At 65.4% G+C, this 13,927-nt stretch carries 15 protein-coding genes; 8 read left to right on the top strand and 7 right to left on the bottom strand.

The window, feature by feature from the left end; translation table 11 throughout:
* Positions 1 to 34: 34 nt before the first annotated feature.
* Together FHR94_RS12975 and FHR94_RS12970 are read left to right on the top strand one after the other, a co-directional pair.
* Complete coding sequence (locus FHR94_RS12975; protein ID WP_183326150.1) at positions 35 to 1,003, top strand: magnesium transporter CorA family protein; 969 nt, start codon at positions 35 to 37, stop codon at positions 1,001 to 1,003.
* A gap of 86 nt (positions 1,004 to 1,089) precedes the next feature.
* The gene (locus FHR94_RS12970) at positions 1,090 to 2,325 is read left to right on the top strand and encodes a DUF3422 domain-containing protein (protein WP_183326149.1); all 1,236 of its coding nucleotides are present in this window, start codon (positions 1,090 to 1,092) and stop codon (positions 2,323 to 2,325) included.
* Between the two features lie 74 nt (positions 2,326 to 2,399).
* On the opposite strand, the gene FHR94_RS12965 is transcribed toward FHR94_RS12970, so the two are convergent.
* The 3 genes from FHR94_RS12965 to FHR94_RS12955 all read right to left on the bottom strand — a co-directional run bounded on the left by FHR94_RS12965 (position 2,400) and on the right by FHR94_RS12955 (position 4,378).
* Positions 2,400 to 3,407 carry an ion transporter gene (locus FHR94_RS12965; RefSeq protein WP_183326148.1) on the bottom strand — a complete coding sequence of 336 codons (1,008 nt, stop codon included), beginning with the start codon at positions 3,405 to 3,407 and terminating at the stop codon, positions 2,400 to 2,402.
* Complete coding sequence (arfB, locus tag FHR94_RS12960; protein ID WP_183326147.1) at positions 3,404 to 3,817, bottom strand: alternative ribosome rescue aminoacyl-tRNA hydrolase ArfB; 414 nt, start codon at positions 3,815 to 3,817, stop codon at positions 3,404 to 3,406. The genes FHR94_RS12965 and arfB overlap by 4 nt, the downstream gene beginning before the upstream one ends.
* A gap of 153 nt (positions 3,818 to 3,970) precedes the next feature.
* Positions 3,971 to 4,378: a phasin family protein gene (locus tag FHR94_RS12955; protein ID WP_183326146.1), complete on the bottom strand. Its 408-nt coding sequence runs from the start codon at positions 4,376 to 4,378 to the stop codon at positions 3,971 to 3,973.
* Positions 4,379 to 4,623: 245 nt separating this feature from the next.
* Between FHR94_RS12955 and FHR94_RS12950 the strand changes: the two genes are divergently transcribed.
* The 3 genes from FHR94_RS12950 (at position 4,624) to FHR94_RS12940 (ending at position 7,392) form a co-directional block, all read left to right on the top strand.
* On the top strand, positions 4,624 to 5,790 hold the full coding sequence (locus FHR94_RS12950; protein WP_183326145.1) for an alcohol dehydrogenase catalytic domain-containing protein: 1,167 nt from the start codon (positions 4,624 to 4,626) through the stop codon (positions 5,788 to 5,790).
* Positions 5,790 to 6,842, top strand: coding sequence for a proline racemase family protein (locus FHR94_RS12945; RefSeq protein WP_183326144.1), 1,053 nt, complete (start codon positions 5,790 to 5,792; stop codon positions 6,840 to 6,842). The genes FHR94_RS12950 and FHR94_RS12945 overlap by 1 nt, the downstream gene beginning before the upstream one ends.
* Before the next feature lie 100 nt (positions 6,843 to 6,942).
* Entirely contained in the window at positions 6,943 to 7,392 is a 450-nt protein-coding gene (locus FHR94_RS12940; RefSeq protein ID WP_183326143.1) for a hypothetical protein, read from the top strand.
* An 88-nt stretch (positions 7,393 to 7,480) separates the two neighbouring features.
* Here FHR94_RS12940 and FHR94_RS12935 read toward each other — a convergent pair whose 3' ends face one another.
* Positions 7,481 to 8,587 carry a Glu/Leu/Phe/Val family dehydrogenase gene (locus tag FHR94_RS12935; RefSeq protein WP_183326142.1) on the bottom strand — a complete coding sequence of 369 codons (1,107 nt, stop codon included), beginning with the start codon at positions 8,585 to 8,587 and terminating at the stop codon, positions 7,481 to 7,483.
* Positions 8,588 to 8,748: 161 nt separating this feature from the next.
* Between FHR94_RS12935 and FHR94_RS12930 the strand changes: the two genes are divergently transcribed.
* Positions 8,749 to 9,333: a GNAT family N-acetyltransferase gene (locus FHR94_RS12930; protein WP_183326141.1), complete on the top strand. Its 585-nt coding sequence runs from the start codon at positions 8,749 to 8,751 to the stop codon at positions 9,331 to 9,333.
* Positions 9,334 to 9,445: 112 nt separating this feature from the next.
* Positions 9,446 to 10,078: an SDR family oxidoreductase gene (locus FHR94_RS12925; RefSeq protein WP_183326140.1), complete on the top strand. Its 633-nt coding sequence runs from the start codon at positions 9,446 to 9,448 to the stop codon at positions 10,076 to 10,078.
* 4 nt (positions 10,079 to 10,082) lie between these two features.
* On the opposite strand, the gene FHR94_RS12920 is transcribed toward FHR94_RS12925, so the two are convergent.
* Positions 10,083 to 10,859, bottom strand: a complete 777-nt coding sequence (locus tag FHR94_RS12920; RefSeq protein WP_183326139.1) for a DUF1499 domain-containing protein — start codon at positions 10,857 to 10,859, stop codon at positions 10,083 to 10,085.
* Between the two features lie 160 nt (positions 10,860 to 11,019).
* Here FHR94_RS12920 and nfsA point away from each other — a divergent pair, with 160 nt between their 5' ends.
* Positions 11,020 to 11,751, top strand: a complete 732-nt coding sequence (gene nfsA / locus FHR94_RS12915; protein WP_183326138.1) for an oxygen-insensitive NADPH nitroreductase — start codon at positions 11,020 to 11,022, stop codon at positions 11,749 to 11,751.
* A 13-nt stretch (positions 11,752 to 11,764) separates the two neighbouring features.
* On the opposite strand, the gene FHR94_RS12910 is transcribed toward nfsA, so the two are convergent.
* Both FHR94_RS12910 and FHR94_RS12900 read right to left on the bottom strand, forming a co-directional pair.
* The gene (locus tag FHR94_RS12910) at positions 11,765 to 12,334 is read right to left on the bottom strand and encodes a YgjV family protein (RefSeq protein WP_183326137.1); all 570 of its coding nucleotides are present in this window, start codon (positions 12,332 to 12,334) and stop codon (positions 11,765 to 11,767) included.
* Positions 12,335 to 12,909: 575 nt separating this feature from the next.
* Positions 12,910 to 13,927, bottom strand: a 1,018-nt coding sequence (locus FHR94_RS12900; protein WP_425485382.1) for a hypothetical protein, incomplete at its 5' end; no start/stop codon positions are given.

The raw sequence follows: 13,927 nt of genomic DNA, 5'->3' as shown, positions 1-13,927 counted from the left end.
TGCGGCCACGCCCTCGGAAAAGGATGACCCCACGATGATACGTACCCTGCTGGTGGAGGCCGATGGCCGGGTCACGCATGGCGGCCAGGAGCTGTTCGTGCGCTGGCGCGAGGCGCCGCAGAGCCACATCTGGATCGATCTACAGGGCGAGTCCATGGCCGAGGAGCGAGCAATGCTCGAGGCCTTCGATTGCCATCCCCTGGCCATCGACGATGCCCAGCGGGAACGCCATCCGCCGAAGATCGAGGAGTTCGAGGATCACACCCTGATCCTTTATCGCGGCATCTCCTCCTTCGATGCCGAGCTCAACTACGTGCCCCAGCAGATCGCCTTCCTCCTCGGCGAATGCTTCCTGATCAGCCTGCACCCGGGGCTGGCGATGAGTATCGATCGTCTCAGGGAGCACGAAGGTAGCACCCTGCTCAAGCGCTCGCCCGAACACGTGGCGCTGCGGGTCATGTACGCCTCCGCCGGCTACTACCTGGATAGCCTGCTGGAGTTCGAGAACGCGCTCAGCGACCTGGAAGATGCGCTGATGGAGGACGGCAGCGATGCCCTGATGCGTCGGGTCATCGCCTTTCGTTCGCGGCTGGTCAAGATGCGCCGGATCTTCAACTACCATGTCGGGATCACCCAGGAGCTGACCGCCTACGACTACGCGCACCTCCCCCGAGCAGACGAGGACACCCTGCACGCCATCAACGACGTGCACGAGCGTTTCGAGCGCTTGCACAGCCTCACCCAGATGTACTACGCGATCTGCGGTGACCTGGTGGACGGCTACATCTCACTCTCCTCGCACCAGCTCAACCGCACCATGCGGGTGCTCACCGTGATCACCGCCATCTTCGTGCCGCTGACCTTCATCGCCGGCATCTACGGCATGAACTTCGCCCACATGCCCGAGCTCGCCTATCGCCATGGCTACTTCCTCGTGCTGGCGGTGATGCTCACCATCGGCCTTGGCCTGCTGTGGCTGTTCCGGCGCAAGAAGTGGCTGTAGGCGATACCGTTGACGGCTCACGATTGGCCTGACAAGGGTCAGACTTTAGTCTCGAAGGCCTCCTTCTCTTCACCAGGCACACCGACATGCACCCTCAGCGAGAACAGCTGCACAACGAGCTCCATGCCCGGCCCTCGATCTACTTCGCGGGGCCGGCTCACCTTCACCATTATGCCTTCCTCGACACCAACGGCGTCTGCGACGGCATCGTCCAGCGTCTCTGCGAGCTGGCCGGCACCTCCCTGGGCCCCGATGCCGTGCAGGGCATCCTCACCCTCGAGGACGGCCAGGTGCTGAAGTGGGAGCGTCACACGGAGTTCTTCACCCTTACCCTGATGGTGCCCCGGCGGGACAGCGACGAGACCTGGCCCGCGCCTCCGCCACGGCTGGCCGAGATCGCCGAGACCCACCGGGAGGCCCTGATCAACGCCTCCCTGATTCTGGTCGAGACCGAGGCGAAGTGGGCCGGCGACACCGCCCCCTACGGCTTCCGTGATCCCGCCGGCTCGCGCATCGGCGACGGCGACGCCACGGTATGGAGCGACTTCCGCCTGGACGAGCGGGGGATCAACCGGCTGCTAATCGTCAATCGGGCTCTCAACGACTTCCGCCTGGGACGCATGGCCCGGCGGCTGCTGGAGATCGAGACCTATCGCATGATGGCATCGCTGGCGCTGCCCCAGGCCAAGGTCCTGGGCGGTGAGCTGGCGGGCTTCGAGGCGGAGCTCGGCGAGCTCTCCGATCGCAACGCCGAGGATCATCCCGAGGGGCCGCGCCCGCTGCTGGCGGCCATCGCCTCGCTCTCGGCGCGGCTCGAGCGCAGCGGGGCCCGCAGCCGGCACCGCTTCGGCGCCACCGAGGCCTACGCCAAGATCGTCTTCGCCCGGATCGAGGAACTGCGCGAGACCCGGGTGGGCGACTGCCAGCGGCTCGGTACCTTCCTGATGCGTCGTTTCCTGCCCACGGTGCGCTACTGTGCGGCCATCGATCGTCGCCAGGAGCGTCTTGCCCACAGTGTCGCCCGCCTCAACGATCTGTTGCGGACCCGCGCCCAGGTGGAGATCGAGGAACAGAACGCGACCATGCTCAAGAGTCTCAACGAGCGCACCAGCAGCCAGCTGAAGATCCAGAAGGCCGTCGAGGGCCTGTCGATCATCGTCATCAGCTACTACCTCTTCAGCCTGATCAAGCTGGCCCTGGGAAGCCTGGAGGCGCTCGGCATGCCGCTGGAGCCGTGGCTGGCCACGGCGGTGTTCGGCCCGCTGGCCGTGCTGATCATCGGCCTCCTGGCCTGGCGAATCTGGCGGGTCAAACGCCACTGACCCAGGCCGATCCGGCCAGTCGCGGGTCGAGCAGCGACGGCACTCCCATGGCGACGGCCGGCGGGCGCGATATGTCACTCGTAGCGATCCCGCCACTGCTTGACCGCGACCTGTTCCTTGAGCATCTCGAGCATGTCGACCAGCACCTGTTCGGTCACCCGGTCGGTGTGCTTGTCGACCCGCACCCAGGCATCGAAGCCGCTCTCGGTCAGGTGCTCCATGAGGGCGGTGAACTCGAGGGCACGCATGCCCTCCACGGCCTCGTCGACCAGTCGGCAAGCCAGATCACGGAGCGCCTCGTCCAGGCCTTTCGCCACTTGGCTGCCCATGGGTAGCCGCTTCAGGCGGCGTATCTCGGGGCTCTCGGCCAGGGTGCGACCGACCAGGGCACTCACGTAGCGCATCAGGTCGGCGCGGTTGCTGGCATAGGCGCTGCCGGCCATGTCCTCCAGACGGCGGGTCACCTCACTGATCAGCTGCTGCTTGCGAGGCATGACCACATCATCGATGAGTCGTCGGGAGAGCGAGTCGCTGGAACGCACTTGATCCTGGACGTTGTCGAGCAGCCGGATGGCGATGCGGTCGGAGAGTTCCTCCAGCAGGATGTCGTAGTACTTGGCGAAGATGGCATACAGCCGCCAGCGGCGGACATCGATCAGTCCCATGCGCTGCAGGCGATGCAGCAACGAGATGGCACGCAGGATGCGCAGCAGCCGGAAGCCGCCCAGGGGAATGCAGCCGAGCACGTCGTACCAGTGCACGAAGGGGTAGAAGAACCAGCGATGATAGCGGTGCTCGGCAATGGCCACCGCCCAGCCCAGCAGCACATCGAGCAGGAAGACGCTGACGAAGGCCAAGTCGATGGCGATGAAGTGGGCATGGATATAGCGATCGTAGGCACCGTGCAGGGTCGGCGACAAGGCCTCGAAGGCGGCATTCAGCGGGGGCAGCAGGAACAGGCTGTCGAACAGCAGCAGGGCCAGGTTGACCACCACCAGACAGAGGATCAGCAGGTCCCAGGCGAGGTGCAGCCGTTCCAGGGCCAGATGGCGCGGTCGCGAGGCGGGGGATGGCCGGTTCACGGCGTCACCTTACCGCGCAACGCCTTGGTCCGTCCCTTGCGGGTTTTGTTGTCCACCCGGCGTCGCTTGGCGCTCCGGGTGGGACGGGTGGACTTGCGCACCTTGTGTTGTTTTACCGCCTGGCGGATCAGCTCCCGCAGGCGTTCCAGGGCGTCTTCCTTGTTCTGCTCCAGGGTGCGGTAGCGCTGTGCCTTGATGATCACCACCCCCTCCTTGCTGATGCGCTGATCGGTCAGGCGCATCAGGCGCTCCTTGTAGAAGGGCGGCAGGCTGGAGCGAGGGATGTCGAAGCGCAGGTGCACGGCGCTGGCCACCTTGTTGACGTTTTGGCCACCGGCCCCCTGGGCGCGGATCTGGCTGATGTCGATTTCCCAATCGCCCAGTTCCACGGTATTGGAGATGGTCAGCATGTCGACCTCGTGCTCAAGCGTGGATGCGTGGCACCATAGCATATCGCTGTGCCCTCGGCGCCGAGGAGGCTACCAAAAAAACCAGGGCCGCCGATCGGTGATCGGCGGCCCTGGTTCAGGCCGTCTCGGAAGGCCGGCGGCGCCGGCCTCGGATCAGGCCTGCTTGGCGGCCTTGGTGGCGGTCTCGCTCACCTGCTCGACGTTCTTCTTGGTCAGTTCCTGACCCTGCTTGACGCTTTCTTCGGTCAGCTTCTGGCTCTGCTGGACGAAGTCCTGCTGCAGGGCCGCGACCTTCTGGGCATCGTCCTTCAGGCGCTCGGTCAGGTCCTTGGCAACCTTCTGCTGACCTTCCAGGTAGCTACGCAGGCCTTCGGCGTCCTTGACGCTCAGCAGGTTGCGAAGCTGTGCCAGGCCGGTGTCGGTGTAGGCCTTGCCGGCTTCGAGCTGTGCATTGACCAGCTTTTCGGTGTAGTCCACGGACAGCGACGCATAGGCACGTGCCGGACCGAAGAACATGGATTCGAACTGATCGGTAAGCTGTTTGGTATCGAACTTTTGCATGATTGACCCTCCCCGGGTGCTATCTGGATGGTGGCATGTCGAAGGCCCTGGCGGCGCCAGCGGTGCCTTTCGTCTTATGCTGCGTTGCACAATAGCAGGACTTTTTGTGCAGTGCAACATTATTCATGCCTGCCCGCAGGCCATGATCTTGCGGTTCGGCCGCCAGCGTGCCGATTTCCTTGTCGTGACAACGCCAGGGTTTGCTATCTTCGTCCCTGACAGTGAGCCGCAAGAGGAGGTGGCAGATGGTTTCCGAACGGTATCCGGATATCCCCGAGACCATGGCAGCCATGCTGCTGACCGGGCATGGCGGCATCGACAAGCTGGAGTATCACCAGGATGTGCCCACCCCGAGGCCGGGCGCCGGCGAGGTGCTGGTGCAGGTGACCGCCACCGCCAAGAACAATACCGACCGCAAGGCCCGCGAGGGGCTCTATCCCACGAAGAAGGGCGAGGTGGCCTCCTTCGCCATGGGCGGTGAGCCGACCCTGACCTTTCCGCGCATCCAGGGGGCCGATGTGGCCGGCCGAGTGGTGGCCGTGGGCGAGGGCGTGCCTGACACGCGAATCGGCGAGCGGGGGTTACTCGACTTCAACCTCTATCCGGATGCACGTCGCGACCTCAATCTGACGCCCGACTACTACGGTCACGGCGCCGATGGCGGCTTTGCCGAGTACATCGCCGTGCCGTCCGACCAGTTCCACCATGTGCCCAACCCGGACCTGCATGACGCCGAACTCGCCGCCATGGGCATGTGCTCCTACCAGACCGCCTATCACATGATGACCTCGGCGAACGTTGCCGCCGGCGAGCGGGTGCTGGTCAGCGGCGCCAGTGGTGGCGTGGGCACCGCGCTGATCCAGCTGTGCCGCATCGTCGGGGCCATTCCCTATGCCGTCAGCCAGCCCGACAAGGCCGATGCCTTGCTGGCGCTGGGCGCCGAGGCGGTGATCGACCGCGGTGACCTTCCCACCTTCGTCGAGCGAGTGCGCACGGCGACCGACGATGCCCCCATCGATGCGGTGATGGACCTGGTGGGTGGCGAGATGACCGATCGCTTTATCGACGCCATGATCTTCGACATGAAGCGCCGTACCACCTACCCGCGACTTTCAATCGCCGGCGCCAGCGGCGGCAACATCACCGAGATCCTGTGGACGCGCATCTACCTCTACCAGGTGCAGATCTTCGGGGTCTCCCACGGCACCCGCGAGGAGGCCGAGCAGTTGGTCGAGTGGATCCGCGGTGGTCAGCTAAAACCGGTGCTGCATGCGGCCTTCAAGCTCTCCGACCTTCACCGGGCCGAGACCTACTTCGTCAATCGTGGCAGCAACTTCCTCGGCAAGATCGTCGTCGTCCCCGATGCCCAGTGGTCCGAGCATGGTGCCCCCTTCGCCCTGGAGACAGCCTGATGCGCAACGAGCTGAGCTTTCGGCTGATGGACACCCATGCCGGCGGTGACGTGAGTCGCATCGTGCTGGGGGGCATCGACACCTTGCCCGGGGCCACCGTGCGGGCCCAGATGGAGTACCTGCGTGACGATGCCGACGGCTTGCGCCGGTTGCTGCTCAACGAGCCCCATGGCATTCCCGAGATGTCGGTGGATCTGATCGTGCCGGCCACCGATGTCGAGGCGCAGGCGGGCTATATCATCATGGAGGTGATGGGCTATCCCATCTACTCGGGTTCCAACACCATCTGTACCGCCACGGCGCTGCTGGAGAGCGGCATCATCCCCAAACGGGAGGGCGTGCAGCACTTCACTCTGGAGGCACCCGCGGGGCTGGTGCACATCGAGGCCCGGGTGGAGAACGGCGTGGTGGAGGCGATCACCTGCGGGGGGCTGCCCAGCTACATCGACACTTACCGGGCCACGGTGCATGTGCCGCTGCTTGGCAACGTGACCTATAGCGTCGCCTACAGCGGTGGCTTCTACGCCTTGGTGGATGCCATTGATCTGGGCTTCCACCTGACCCGGGACGAGGAACGCGACCTGGCGAACTGCGCCCACAAGATCGTCGAGGCGATCCAGGCCGGGCAGGGCTTCTCCCACTATACCCTGGGCGACGTGGGGCCCTTGCCCTTCCTGCACTTCATGGGGCCGGTAGAGCAGGTGGCCGATGACTTCTTCCGCTCACGCTCGACCACCTATGTGCATCCCGGGGTGATTTGTCGCAGCACCACCGGCACCGGCACCTCGGCGCGCCTGGCGCTGCTGCACCATGAGGGCCGCATGAAAGCCGGTGACAGGCTGGAGACCGTCTCCCTGCGCGAGACCGGCTTCATCGGCACGATCATCGGGACCCGCCAGGAGGGCAGCCACCAGGTGCTGGAGAACACCATCACCGGCAAGGGCTATGTGCTGGCCCGCTCGGAGGTGGTGGTCAACTGCGAGGACCCCATGGTGGAGTGCACCGGCCTGCATCATATCCTCACCAGTGGTCATCCTCCCGCGGAGGAGTGAGCGGCAGGTTCAGGACAGCAGGCCACCCCGGTGGACACTATGCTGAGGGGTGCCCGACCGGGTTCAAGACTCACCTGTCACCTTTCAGGAGGTGTATGGCATGACAATCCCTACCGTTCCTACCAGGCGTGGCGCTACGCTGGCCGGTCTGCTAGCCCTGCCGCTGCTGGCGACCACCGCCCTGGCCAACGAGGACCTGATCTTCCAGGGCGATGCCAGCTTCGCTGGGCCCCATGGGGGGCAGACGATCGAGGTGGCGCTGGTCAACGTGACCAGCGGCGAGGTCATGGACACCGCCACCGGCACGGTGTTACCGGAGAACGACCCGACCTTCTCCTTCGAGTTCCCCGCTGCCCTCGAGGAGGGCAACAGCTACGAGGTGCACTACTGGATCGACTCCAACTTCGGTGGGGGCAGCGAAGGCAGCTGTGACGAGGTGGGCGTCGATCACCAGTGGCTCGTCGCGCTGGAGGGCATCGGTAACCCCGTCACTCAGGTCGTGACCCACGATCCCTCCGCCCAGACCGCGGTCTGTGACACCTTCGAATAGTGCGGCGTGCCTTGTCGGCCCGGAGGCCTCCGGGCCGAGCCATCCAGCGGCCGATACCCTTCCCCGCCCACGGCGCCGATGGCCCGCCTCACCAGGGTCGCCGGAAGCGCATGGCGGTACAGACCCGCTCTCGGGCCATGTCGACGGCCGCCTGGCGTGGCAGCGTCCCCTCGGCCTTGGCACGAGTCAGCACCTCGTCCAGGTTGTGGCGAACCTTCTCCTCGATGCGGGACAGGGCCTCGCGTTGGCTGCCTCCGGCGTACTCGACGGCGGCGCAGATCACTCCGCCGGCGTTGACGATGAAGTCGGGCAGCACCAACACGCCGCGCTCGGCGAGGCGGCGCTCCGCCGCCTCGGTCGCCGGGATATTGGCGCCCTCGGCCACCACCTTGGCCTTGAGCCGGTCCACGTTGCCCTCGTGGATGACGTCGGGGCGCGCCGCCGGAATCCAGACGTCGCAGTCGACATCGATGATGGCGTCGCGGTCACGGGCCTCGCCGCCCTCGAAGTCGGCCAGTGGGTGGCCGCGGCGCTTCCAGTCGATCAGCGCCTCCACATCCAGGCCATCCTCCTGCACGAGGGTGCCGCGGGAGTCGCTGGCCGCCACCAGCACGGCGCCTCGCTGGGCGAGATAGCGCGCCGCGTGCCTGCCCACGGCGCCGAAGCCCTGGATGGCGATGCGCGCGCCGTCGAGGGGGAGGCCACCATGTGACTGGGCCGTCTCGATGGCCACCGCCAGCCCGTAGCCAGTGGCGCCGATCTCGTCCAGCGGGATGCCGCCGAGTTCCCGCGGCAGGCCCACCGAGCGCCCGATCATATCGTGCACCCAGGCCATGGCGATCTCGTCGGTGCCCATGTCCGGGCCGGGGATGTAGTCGGTGATCTCCCGGATCGCATACGCATAGGCGCGGATCAGGCGTTCCTTGTCGGCGGTGGGCAGGCGGGGATCGGCGAAGATCACCGCCTTGGCGCCGCCATGGGGCAGCCCGGCGGCCGCATTCTTGAAGGTCATGGCACGGGCGAGGCGCGCACACTCCGCCAGGCTCACGTCCGGTGCCATGCGCGTCCCGCCGATCGCCGGGCCGGTGGCAACGTTGTCCACCACCAGGATGGCGCGCAGGCCTGTCGACGGGTCGTGGAGATACATGACCTTCTCCGGCCCCAATTCGTCGCTGATCTCGAAGGCATCGCCCATGGTCGTCGCTCCCGCCGCTGCCAAGTCCAAGCTCGTATCTTCAAGCTAGCAGCGGATCCGCCGGTCGGGGGGTGATCGGGATCATCTCTGGCCGTCTCCCGTTCGCCTGGCCCGCGACTACGCTGAAGGAACACGGGACATGCCGTTGTGGGGGAGGACGTATGCAGATCCGACAAGCCGTGAAGGCCAACGCCAGAGAGCTGGCGTATCTGTTCAGCCTGGCAGGGGAAGGGCTGCCGGAATACCTCTGGAGCCAGAGGGCGAAGGGCAACGAGTCTCCTCTGGATGTCGGCGAGCAACGGGCCAGGCGCGAGGAGGGCGGTTTCAGCTATCGCCACGCGCAGATCTGTTCCCATCGCGGCCGCCTGATGGGGATGATCGTGGATTATCGCCTGCCCGATCCCTATCCTCTCGCTGACCTGACCGACAGTCCGAGCGTGGTACAGCCGCTCAGGCGTCTCGAGGCGCGGGTGCCGGGCAGCTGGTACATTCGGGCGCTCGCCACCTACGAGACGTCGCGCGGCAAGGGCGTGGCCAGCCTGCTGATGTCTCAGGCCGAGGCTTCGGCGATCGCCGAGGGCTGTGACGAGATGAGCCTGATCGTCGCGTCGGAGAACCGCGTGGCCCGAGTGTTCCAAGAGCGTCGAGGCTTCCGCGAGGTCGACGCCCTGCCGGTGGTGCCCTGGCCGGGCTGTCAGACCGGGGAGGATTGGGTGCTAATGACCCGCCGTCTGGGGGAAGGATAACCGGACCGGAGAGGACGATAATCGGCGGGCGAGCCTTGAAGGCATCTGTCCTCGGCGCCAACTTCTGCCAGTGGACAGCCAATTCCTGAATCCAGCACGTAAGGAGAGAATCATGCCCACCCTGGTGATCGGTGCCAACGGCCAGATCGGCCGACAGTTCTGTGAGCTCGCCCGGGAAGCGGGCGAGCCGATCAAGGCCATGATCCGCCACGAGGACCAGCAGCCCTGGTTCGAAGAACACGGCATCGTCACGGTCATCGCCGACCTGGAAGGTGATTTCCGCCATGCCTACGAGGGCTGCGACCAGGTGGTGTTCACCGCCGGCTCCGGCCCCCACACCGGTCCCGACAAGACTCTGCTCATCGACCTCTACGGCGCCATGCGCGCCGTGGATATCGCCAGCGAGTTGGGGCTCGAGCGCTTTCTGCTGGTCAGCGCCATGCGTGCCGAGAACCCCATGGAGGCCCCGGAGAAACTGCGCCCCTACATGGTGGCCAAGCATGCCGCCGATGCCTACCTGCGCACGGCCGGCGTGCCTCACGTGATCCTCAAGCCGGGTCGGCTCACCGACGAGCCGGCCACCCAGCGGGTGGCCACCTCGCTCGAGGAGACCGGCGGCGAGAACACGGCGTCCCGCGCCAACGTGGCCCACGCCCTCTTGCACCTGGTGAAGGCCACGCAGGTGGTCGATCGCGAGTTCGTGCTGCTCGACGGCGAGCGGCCCATCGCCGAGGCCCTGCGCTGAGCGGCTACCGGGCCCCTTCCCCCCGGGCCGCCAGCGCCTCCAGGTAGGCCTGGATGCGCGCGGCGTTGGTGCCCAGATCGCTTCTGCCGACCCGTGAGGCGGAGCGCACGTCCACCCGCACGCCGTTGCCGGTCTCGGTCAGGCGAATCGCCACGTCGTCCTTGAAGCCGAACCAGCGGGTGGTGGCGGTGGCCTCGAGCCTGCGCTCGGTCACGGCAGCGATCTCCCAGCCCATCTCCCGCGCCGTGGCTTCCGCGGCCGCCATGGCCCGGTCCAGCGGCATCTCGAGGGTGATCGGCCCGAGCCGCGGATAGCCGGCCCGTTGCTGGCGGGCGGTGGCTTCCCCAGGGTAGGCCACCGCGTTGGGGGCCGCCTCGCGAGCGGCGGCCAGCGCCTCAAAGGCGGGCGGGTTCTGGGTGTCGGTGGTGATATCGTGGATCGGCGGCACGACCTGGGCGCGCTGCATCAGCTGCCAGGGCTGCGCCACCATAGCCACCCCCGCGACCATCACCAGCGCGCCGGCTAGCGCCGGGCGCCAGCGGCGGCAGAATACGGCGACGATCAGGGCGAGAAGCCCCACGCCACCGGCTGCCACGGCCAGGTGCGCACCCTGGCGCAGCACCGAGAACGACGTGGACAGCGACACCCACTCCCATCGATAGGCCGGGCCCGCACCGCCCATCAGCAGTGCCGCCAGGGCGAGCAGTATCACGCCGAGTCCGACGAGAATCAGTGGCCAGCGGCCGCCGCGTGGTCCGGGGGTCAGGCGTAAGGTCGACATGATATCTCCCGATCGAGGTGCCTTCCTACAGCTTAGCAACCTGCTGCGCTCCCCCCCGACAAGGGCCGTGCAATGGCGCGCGCGATCAAGGACAATAAGCGAGTTAACGATAGGGGCGGCGACGGCCCTCACGTCTCGATACCACTTACCGCGAGGTTCCATGAACCCCACCATCGAACTGCTGAAGTCCCACCGCTCGATCCGCAAGTTCACCGACCAGCCGGTCTCCCGCGAGCTGCTCGTGACCTTGATCGAGGCCGGGCAGGCCGCGGCCAGCTCCAGCCACGTTCAGGCCTACAGCATCATTCACGTCAAAAGCCCTGACAACCGCAAGAAGATCGCCGAGCTGGCCGGGGGGCAGGGCTATGTGGCCACCTGCGGTGCCTTCCTGGTCTTCTGTGCCGACATGAAACGTCCCACCGAGGCCGCCGAGAACAGCGGCGGCCGGGTGGTGCGCGGCATGACCGAGCAGCTGCTGGTGGCCAGCGTGGACACCGCGCTGATGGCCCAGAACGTGGCCATCGCCGCCGAATCCGAGGGACTGGGCATCTGCTACATCGGCGGCATCCGCAACAACCCCCAGGCGGTCAGCGACCTGCTGGGCCTGCCCAGTCACGTCTACCCGGTGTTCGGCATGTGCCTCGGCTACCCGGCCCACGAGCCCGACGTGAAGCCGCGCCTGCCGGTCGAGGCGATCCTCAAGGAGGACACCTACAGCGACGACCGCGAACAGGTGGAGGCCTACGACGCGGCCATGCGTACCTACTACGGCCAGCGCAAGGGCGGTAACAAAGATGCCACCTGGTCGCAGAGCCTTACGCCGCTGTTCGATACCAAGCTGCGCGCCCATATGCGCGAGTTTTTGATCGAGCGTGGCTTCGAGATGAAGTGAGCGGCAGGCCCCGTCAGGGGCCGGTGCGCGAGTCGGCTGACTCCGCGGGCGACATCGGCTCGAACACCTCCGCATGGCGGCGCCTGGCGCGGGCGAGACGCCAGATGGTGATGGCATTGGTGATGACCACCAGTGCCTCGGCCACGGTTCCGCCCACGGCGCCCACCAGCGCATGACTGAGCATCCACGCCAGTGCCGCCAGCCCCAGAAAGATTCGCATGGGAATGCCGCGCAGCAGAAACATGCTCACCGTGCCCAGCACCATCGCCACGACGGCGGGAAGGTCCGCCCAGCCCTGCCAGGTCAGCAGTGCCGCCAGGCCGCTGGCGGCCAGCACGCCGACCATCACGCCCGGGTGTCCCGGATAGCGGCGGGCCAGGGCGATACGCACGATCACCAGCACCGTCAGCGCGGCGGCGGTCCAACTCGCGAAGCATAAAAACTGCAGGGCGAACGCCACGTTGGCGCCGATCAGCAGCACCATCAGCCGCTCGTCCTGCCTGCTGGCGAAGGCCAGCAGGCAGAGCAGCAGCGAGACCAGACCAAAGAACTGCCCGGCCATGGCGCTATAGCTTTCTAGCATCGGCGTCTTGTCCCCTCTTAGGTCAGCGCCCAGCATAGCGGTTGACCCGGCTTATTCATGTGGTAGGCCAGAAAATTAAGATAGCGGATGGTATTCTCTTGAGAAATCAGTGTGTTCCGACAAGAACCTGATTCCAGAGGACCATCCGCTATGGGTGAAAGCGTATCTCCCTGGGTCCCGATCTGCAACGAGTCCATCCGCGTTGAGCTTGATGGCCAGCGCACCACCAGCGACAGCGTGCCTTGCTGCTGCGCGAGGCTCTCCCGAACAACCCCGGAAATGGTGTTATGACCTGATGTACCAGGCGGGCTCCTGGCCGTCGCCGCGACGCGTCGTGCTGGTCGTGCAGGAAACAACAGGGTGAGAACGGCATACAGTTGGGCAAACGTGGCCATCGAAGTGGCGAGGACCGGCTGCTGTCTCCCGCTCAGGAAGCCAAGCTTCAGGCCATCATCTGCGACAAATAACCTGACACGGCGGGGTGTTCAGTTAACTTAATATTGATTGGGGCTATGGTTGGGCGGAGAGTAAAGCGTAGACGGCCCGTGAAAGAGCGCTGAAAGCCGTTTCGGCGGCTACGAGCTGACCTCTGGAGCCGGCGTGAAGCGCACTTTCACCGACCCTTCGATCATTTCCAGGGCGAACATGTCGGAAGTCAACGACCGATTCAGGTTCTGCGCCTCCTTCAGCTTAACGGACAGTCCAGCGATATCGATTACCCGGCCAGCGTTCTCGCGCCGTGGAACAGGATCGATGGTTTTGTCGTTGTTGCCGACACTGCTGCCGTCCGCTGCGCGGAGCTTTCTGGCAAACTCACCCGCCTTTTTCATGGAAGCATCCAAACCAAAGTGCAGGGTTTCGGGCTTCAAATAGATATCCACGGCCTTCAAGTCCCCTTCAAACAAACAGCACAGGACATTGCTGGAATACAACTCTCGCCGCAGGGGCGGCTTGCCGGTCTGCGAAGCTGCCGAATCATGGGCATCGACGTGCAGGCCCGGCCAACCAGCCACCAATTCGGAACGGATCAGCACGCCGCTGAGCCCGGTGGTGGAATAGCGATAGCGGAAGAACCGGTGCTCCAGTTGTTTCTCGACCTCGAGATCCTGCCCGATGACCCGGCCAATGCTGAAGGCCCCGTCGAACAGACACTCCATCCAGAGCGAATCGACCCGAAAGAAGCGGATCGACTCCATCGGCAGCAGCGCCTCGTCCGGGACCAGGTAGTTAAACGGAATCTGTTCCAACAGGCCCAGCCCCGAAAACCATCCCAGCACTTCATCGGGCGGCGGAGGGAGCTCCGAAGATCGCCCCGTGTCCCCCAAGGGGTGGTCATGGAAACCCCGGTGACGCTGTTTCAGCCAATGTTGGGTAACGGTGCGTTTCCATTTGTACAGGCTGACGGAGACCGATTTGCTGGCCAGCGCCAACAATCGCCCCAACTCCCAGGCGGCTGAACAGGAAACGTCGAACAATCCGGTGGAAGGCGTGTAGCGCACTAGGTTTTGTCCGAAAAGTCTGCCCGGAGGCAACGGTCTATGCACGCCAGGCATACCATGGCCCTGAAGCTGCTGGCCAATTTGTCGTATCGCG

This window comes from Halomonas cerina, assembly GCF_014192215.1.
Lineage (GTDB): Bacteria > Pseudomonadota > Gammaproteobacteria > Pseudomonadales > Halomonadaceae > Halomonas > Halomonas cerina.
The sequence above is the reverse complement of the archived record's forward strand: the minus strand, read 5'-3'. Positions and strand labels throughout refer to the sequence as shown.

Coding starts and splice junctions, on each gene's coding strand:
- FHR94_RS12975 (WP_183326150.1), top strand. CDS start 35: ATGATACGTACCCTGCTGGTGGAGGCCGATGGCCGGGTCACGCATGGC.
- FHR94_RS12970 (WP_183326149.1), top strand. CDS start 1,090: ATGCACCCTCAGCGAGAACAGCTGCACAACGAGCTCCATGCCCGGCCC.
- arfB (WP_183326147.1), bottom strand. CDS start 3,817: ATGCTGACCATCTCCAATACCGTGGAACTGGGCGATTGGGAAATCGAC.
- FHR94_RS12955 (WP_183326146.1), bottom strand. CDS start 4,378: ATGCAAAAGTTCGATACCAAACAGCTTACCGATCAGTTCGAATCCATG.
- FHR94_RS12950 (WP_183326145.1), top strand. CDS start 4,624: ATGGTTTCCGAACGGTATCCGGATATCCCCGAGACCATGGCAGCCATG.
- FHR94_RS12945 (WP_183326144.1), top strand. CDS start 5,790: ATGCGCAACGAGCTGAGCTTTCGGCTGATGGACACCCATGCCGGCGGT.
- FHR94_RS12940 (WP_183326143.1), top strand. CDS start 6,943: ATGACAATCCCTACCGTTCCTACCAGGCGTGGCGCTACGCTGGCCGGT.
- FHR94_RS12935 (WP_183326142.1), bottom strand. CDS start 8,587: ATGGGCGATGCCTTCGAGATCAGCGACGAATTGGGGCCGGAGAAGGTC.
- FHR94_RS12930 (WP_183326141.1), top strand. CDS start 8,749: ATGCAGATCCGACAAGCCGTGAAGGCCAACGCCAGAGAGCTGGCGTAT.
- FHR94_RS12925 (WP_183326140.1), top strand. CDS start 9,446: ATGCCCACCCTGGTGATCGGTGCCAACGGCCAGATCGGCCGACAGTTC.
- FHR94_RS12920 (WP_183326139.1), bottom strand. CDS start 10,859: ATGTCGACCTTACGCCTGACCCCCGGACCACGCGGCGGCCGCTGGCCA.
- nfsA (WP_183326138.1), top strand. CDS start 11,020: ATGAACCCCACCATCGAACTGCTGAAGTCCCACCGCTCGATCCGCAAG.
- FHR94_RS12910 (WP_183326137.1), bottom strand. CDS start 12,334: ATGCTAGAAAGCTATAGCGCCATGGCCGGGCAGTTCTTTGGTCTGGTC.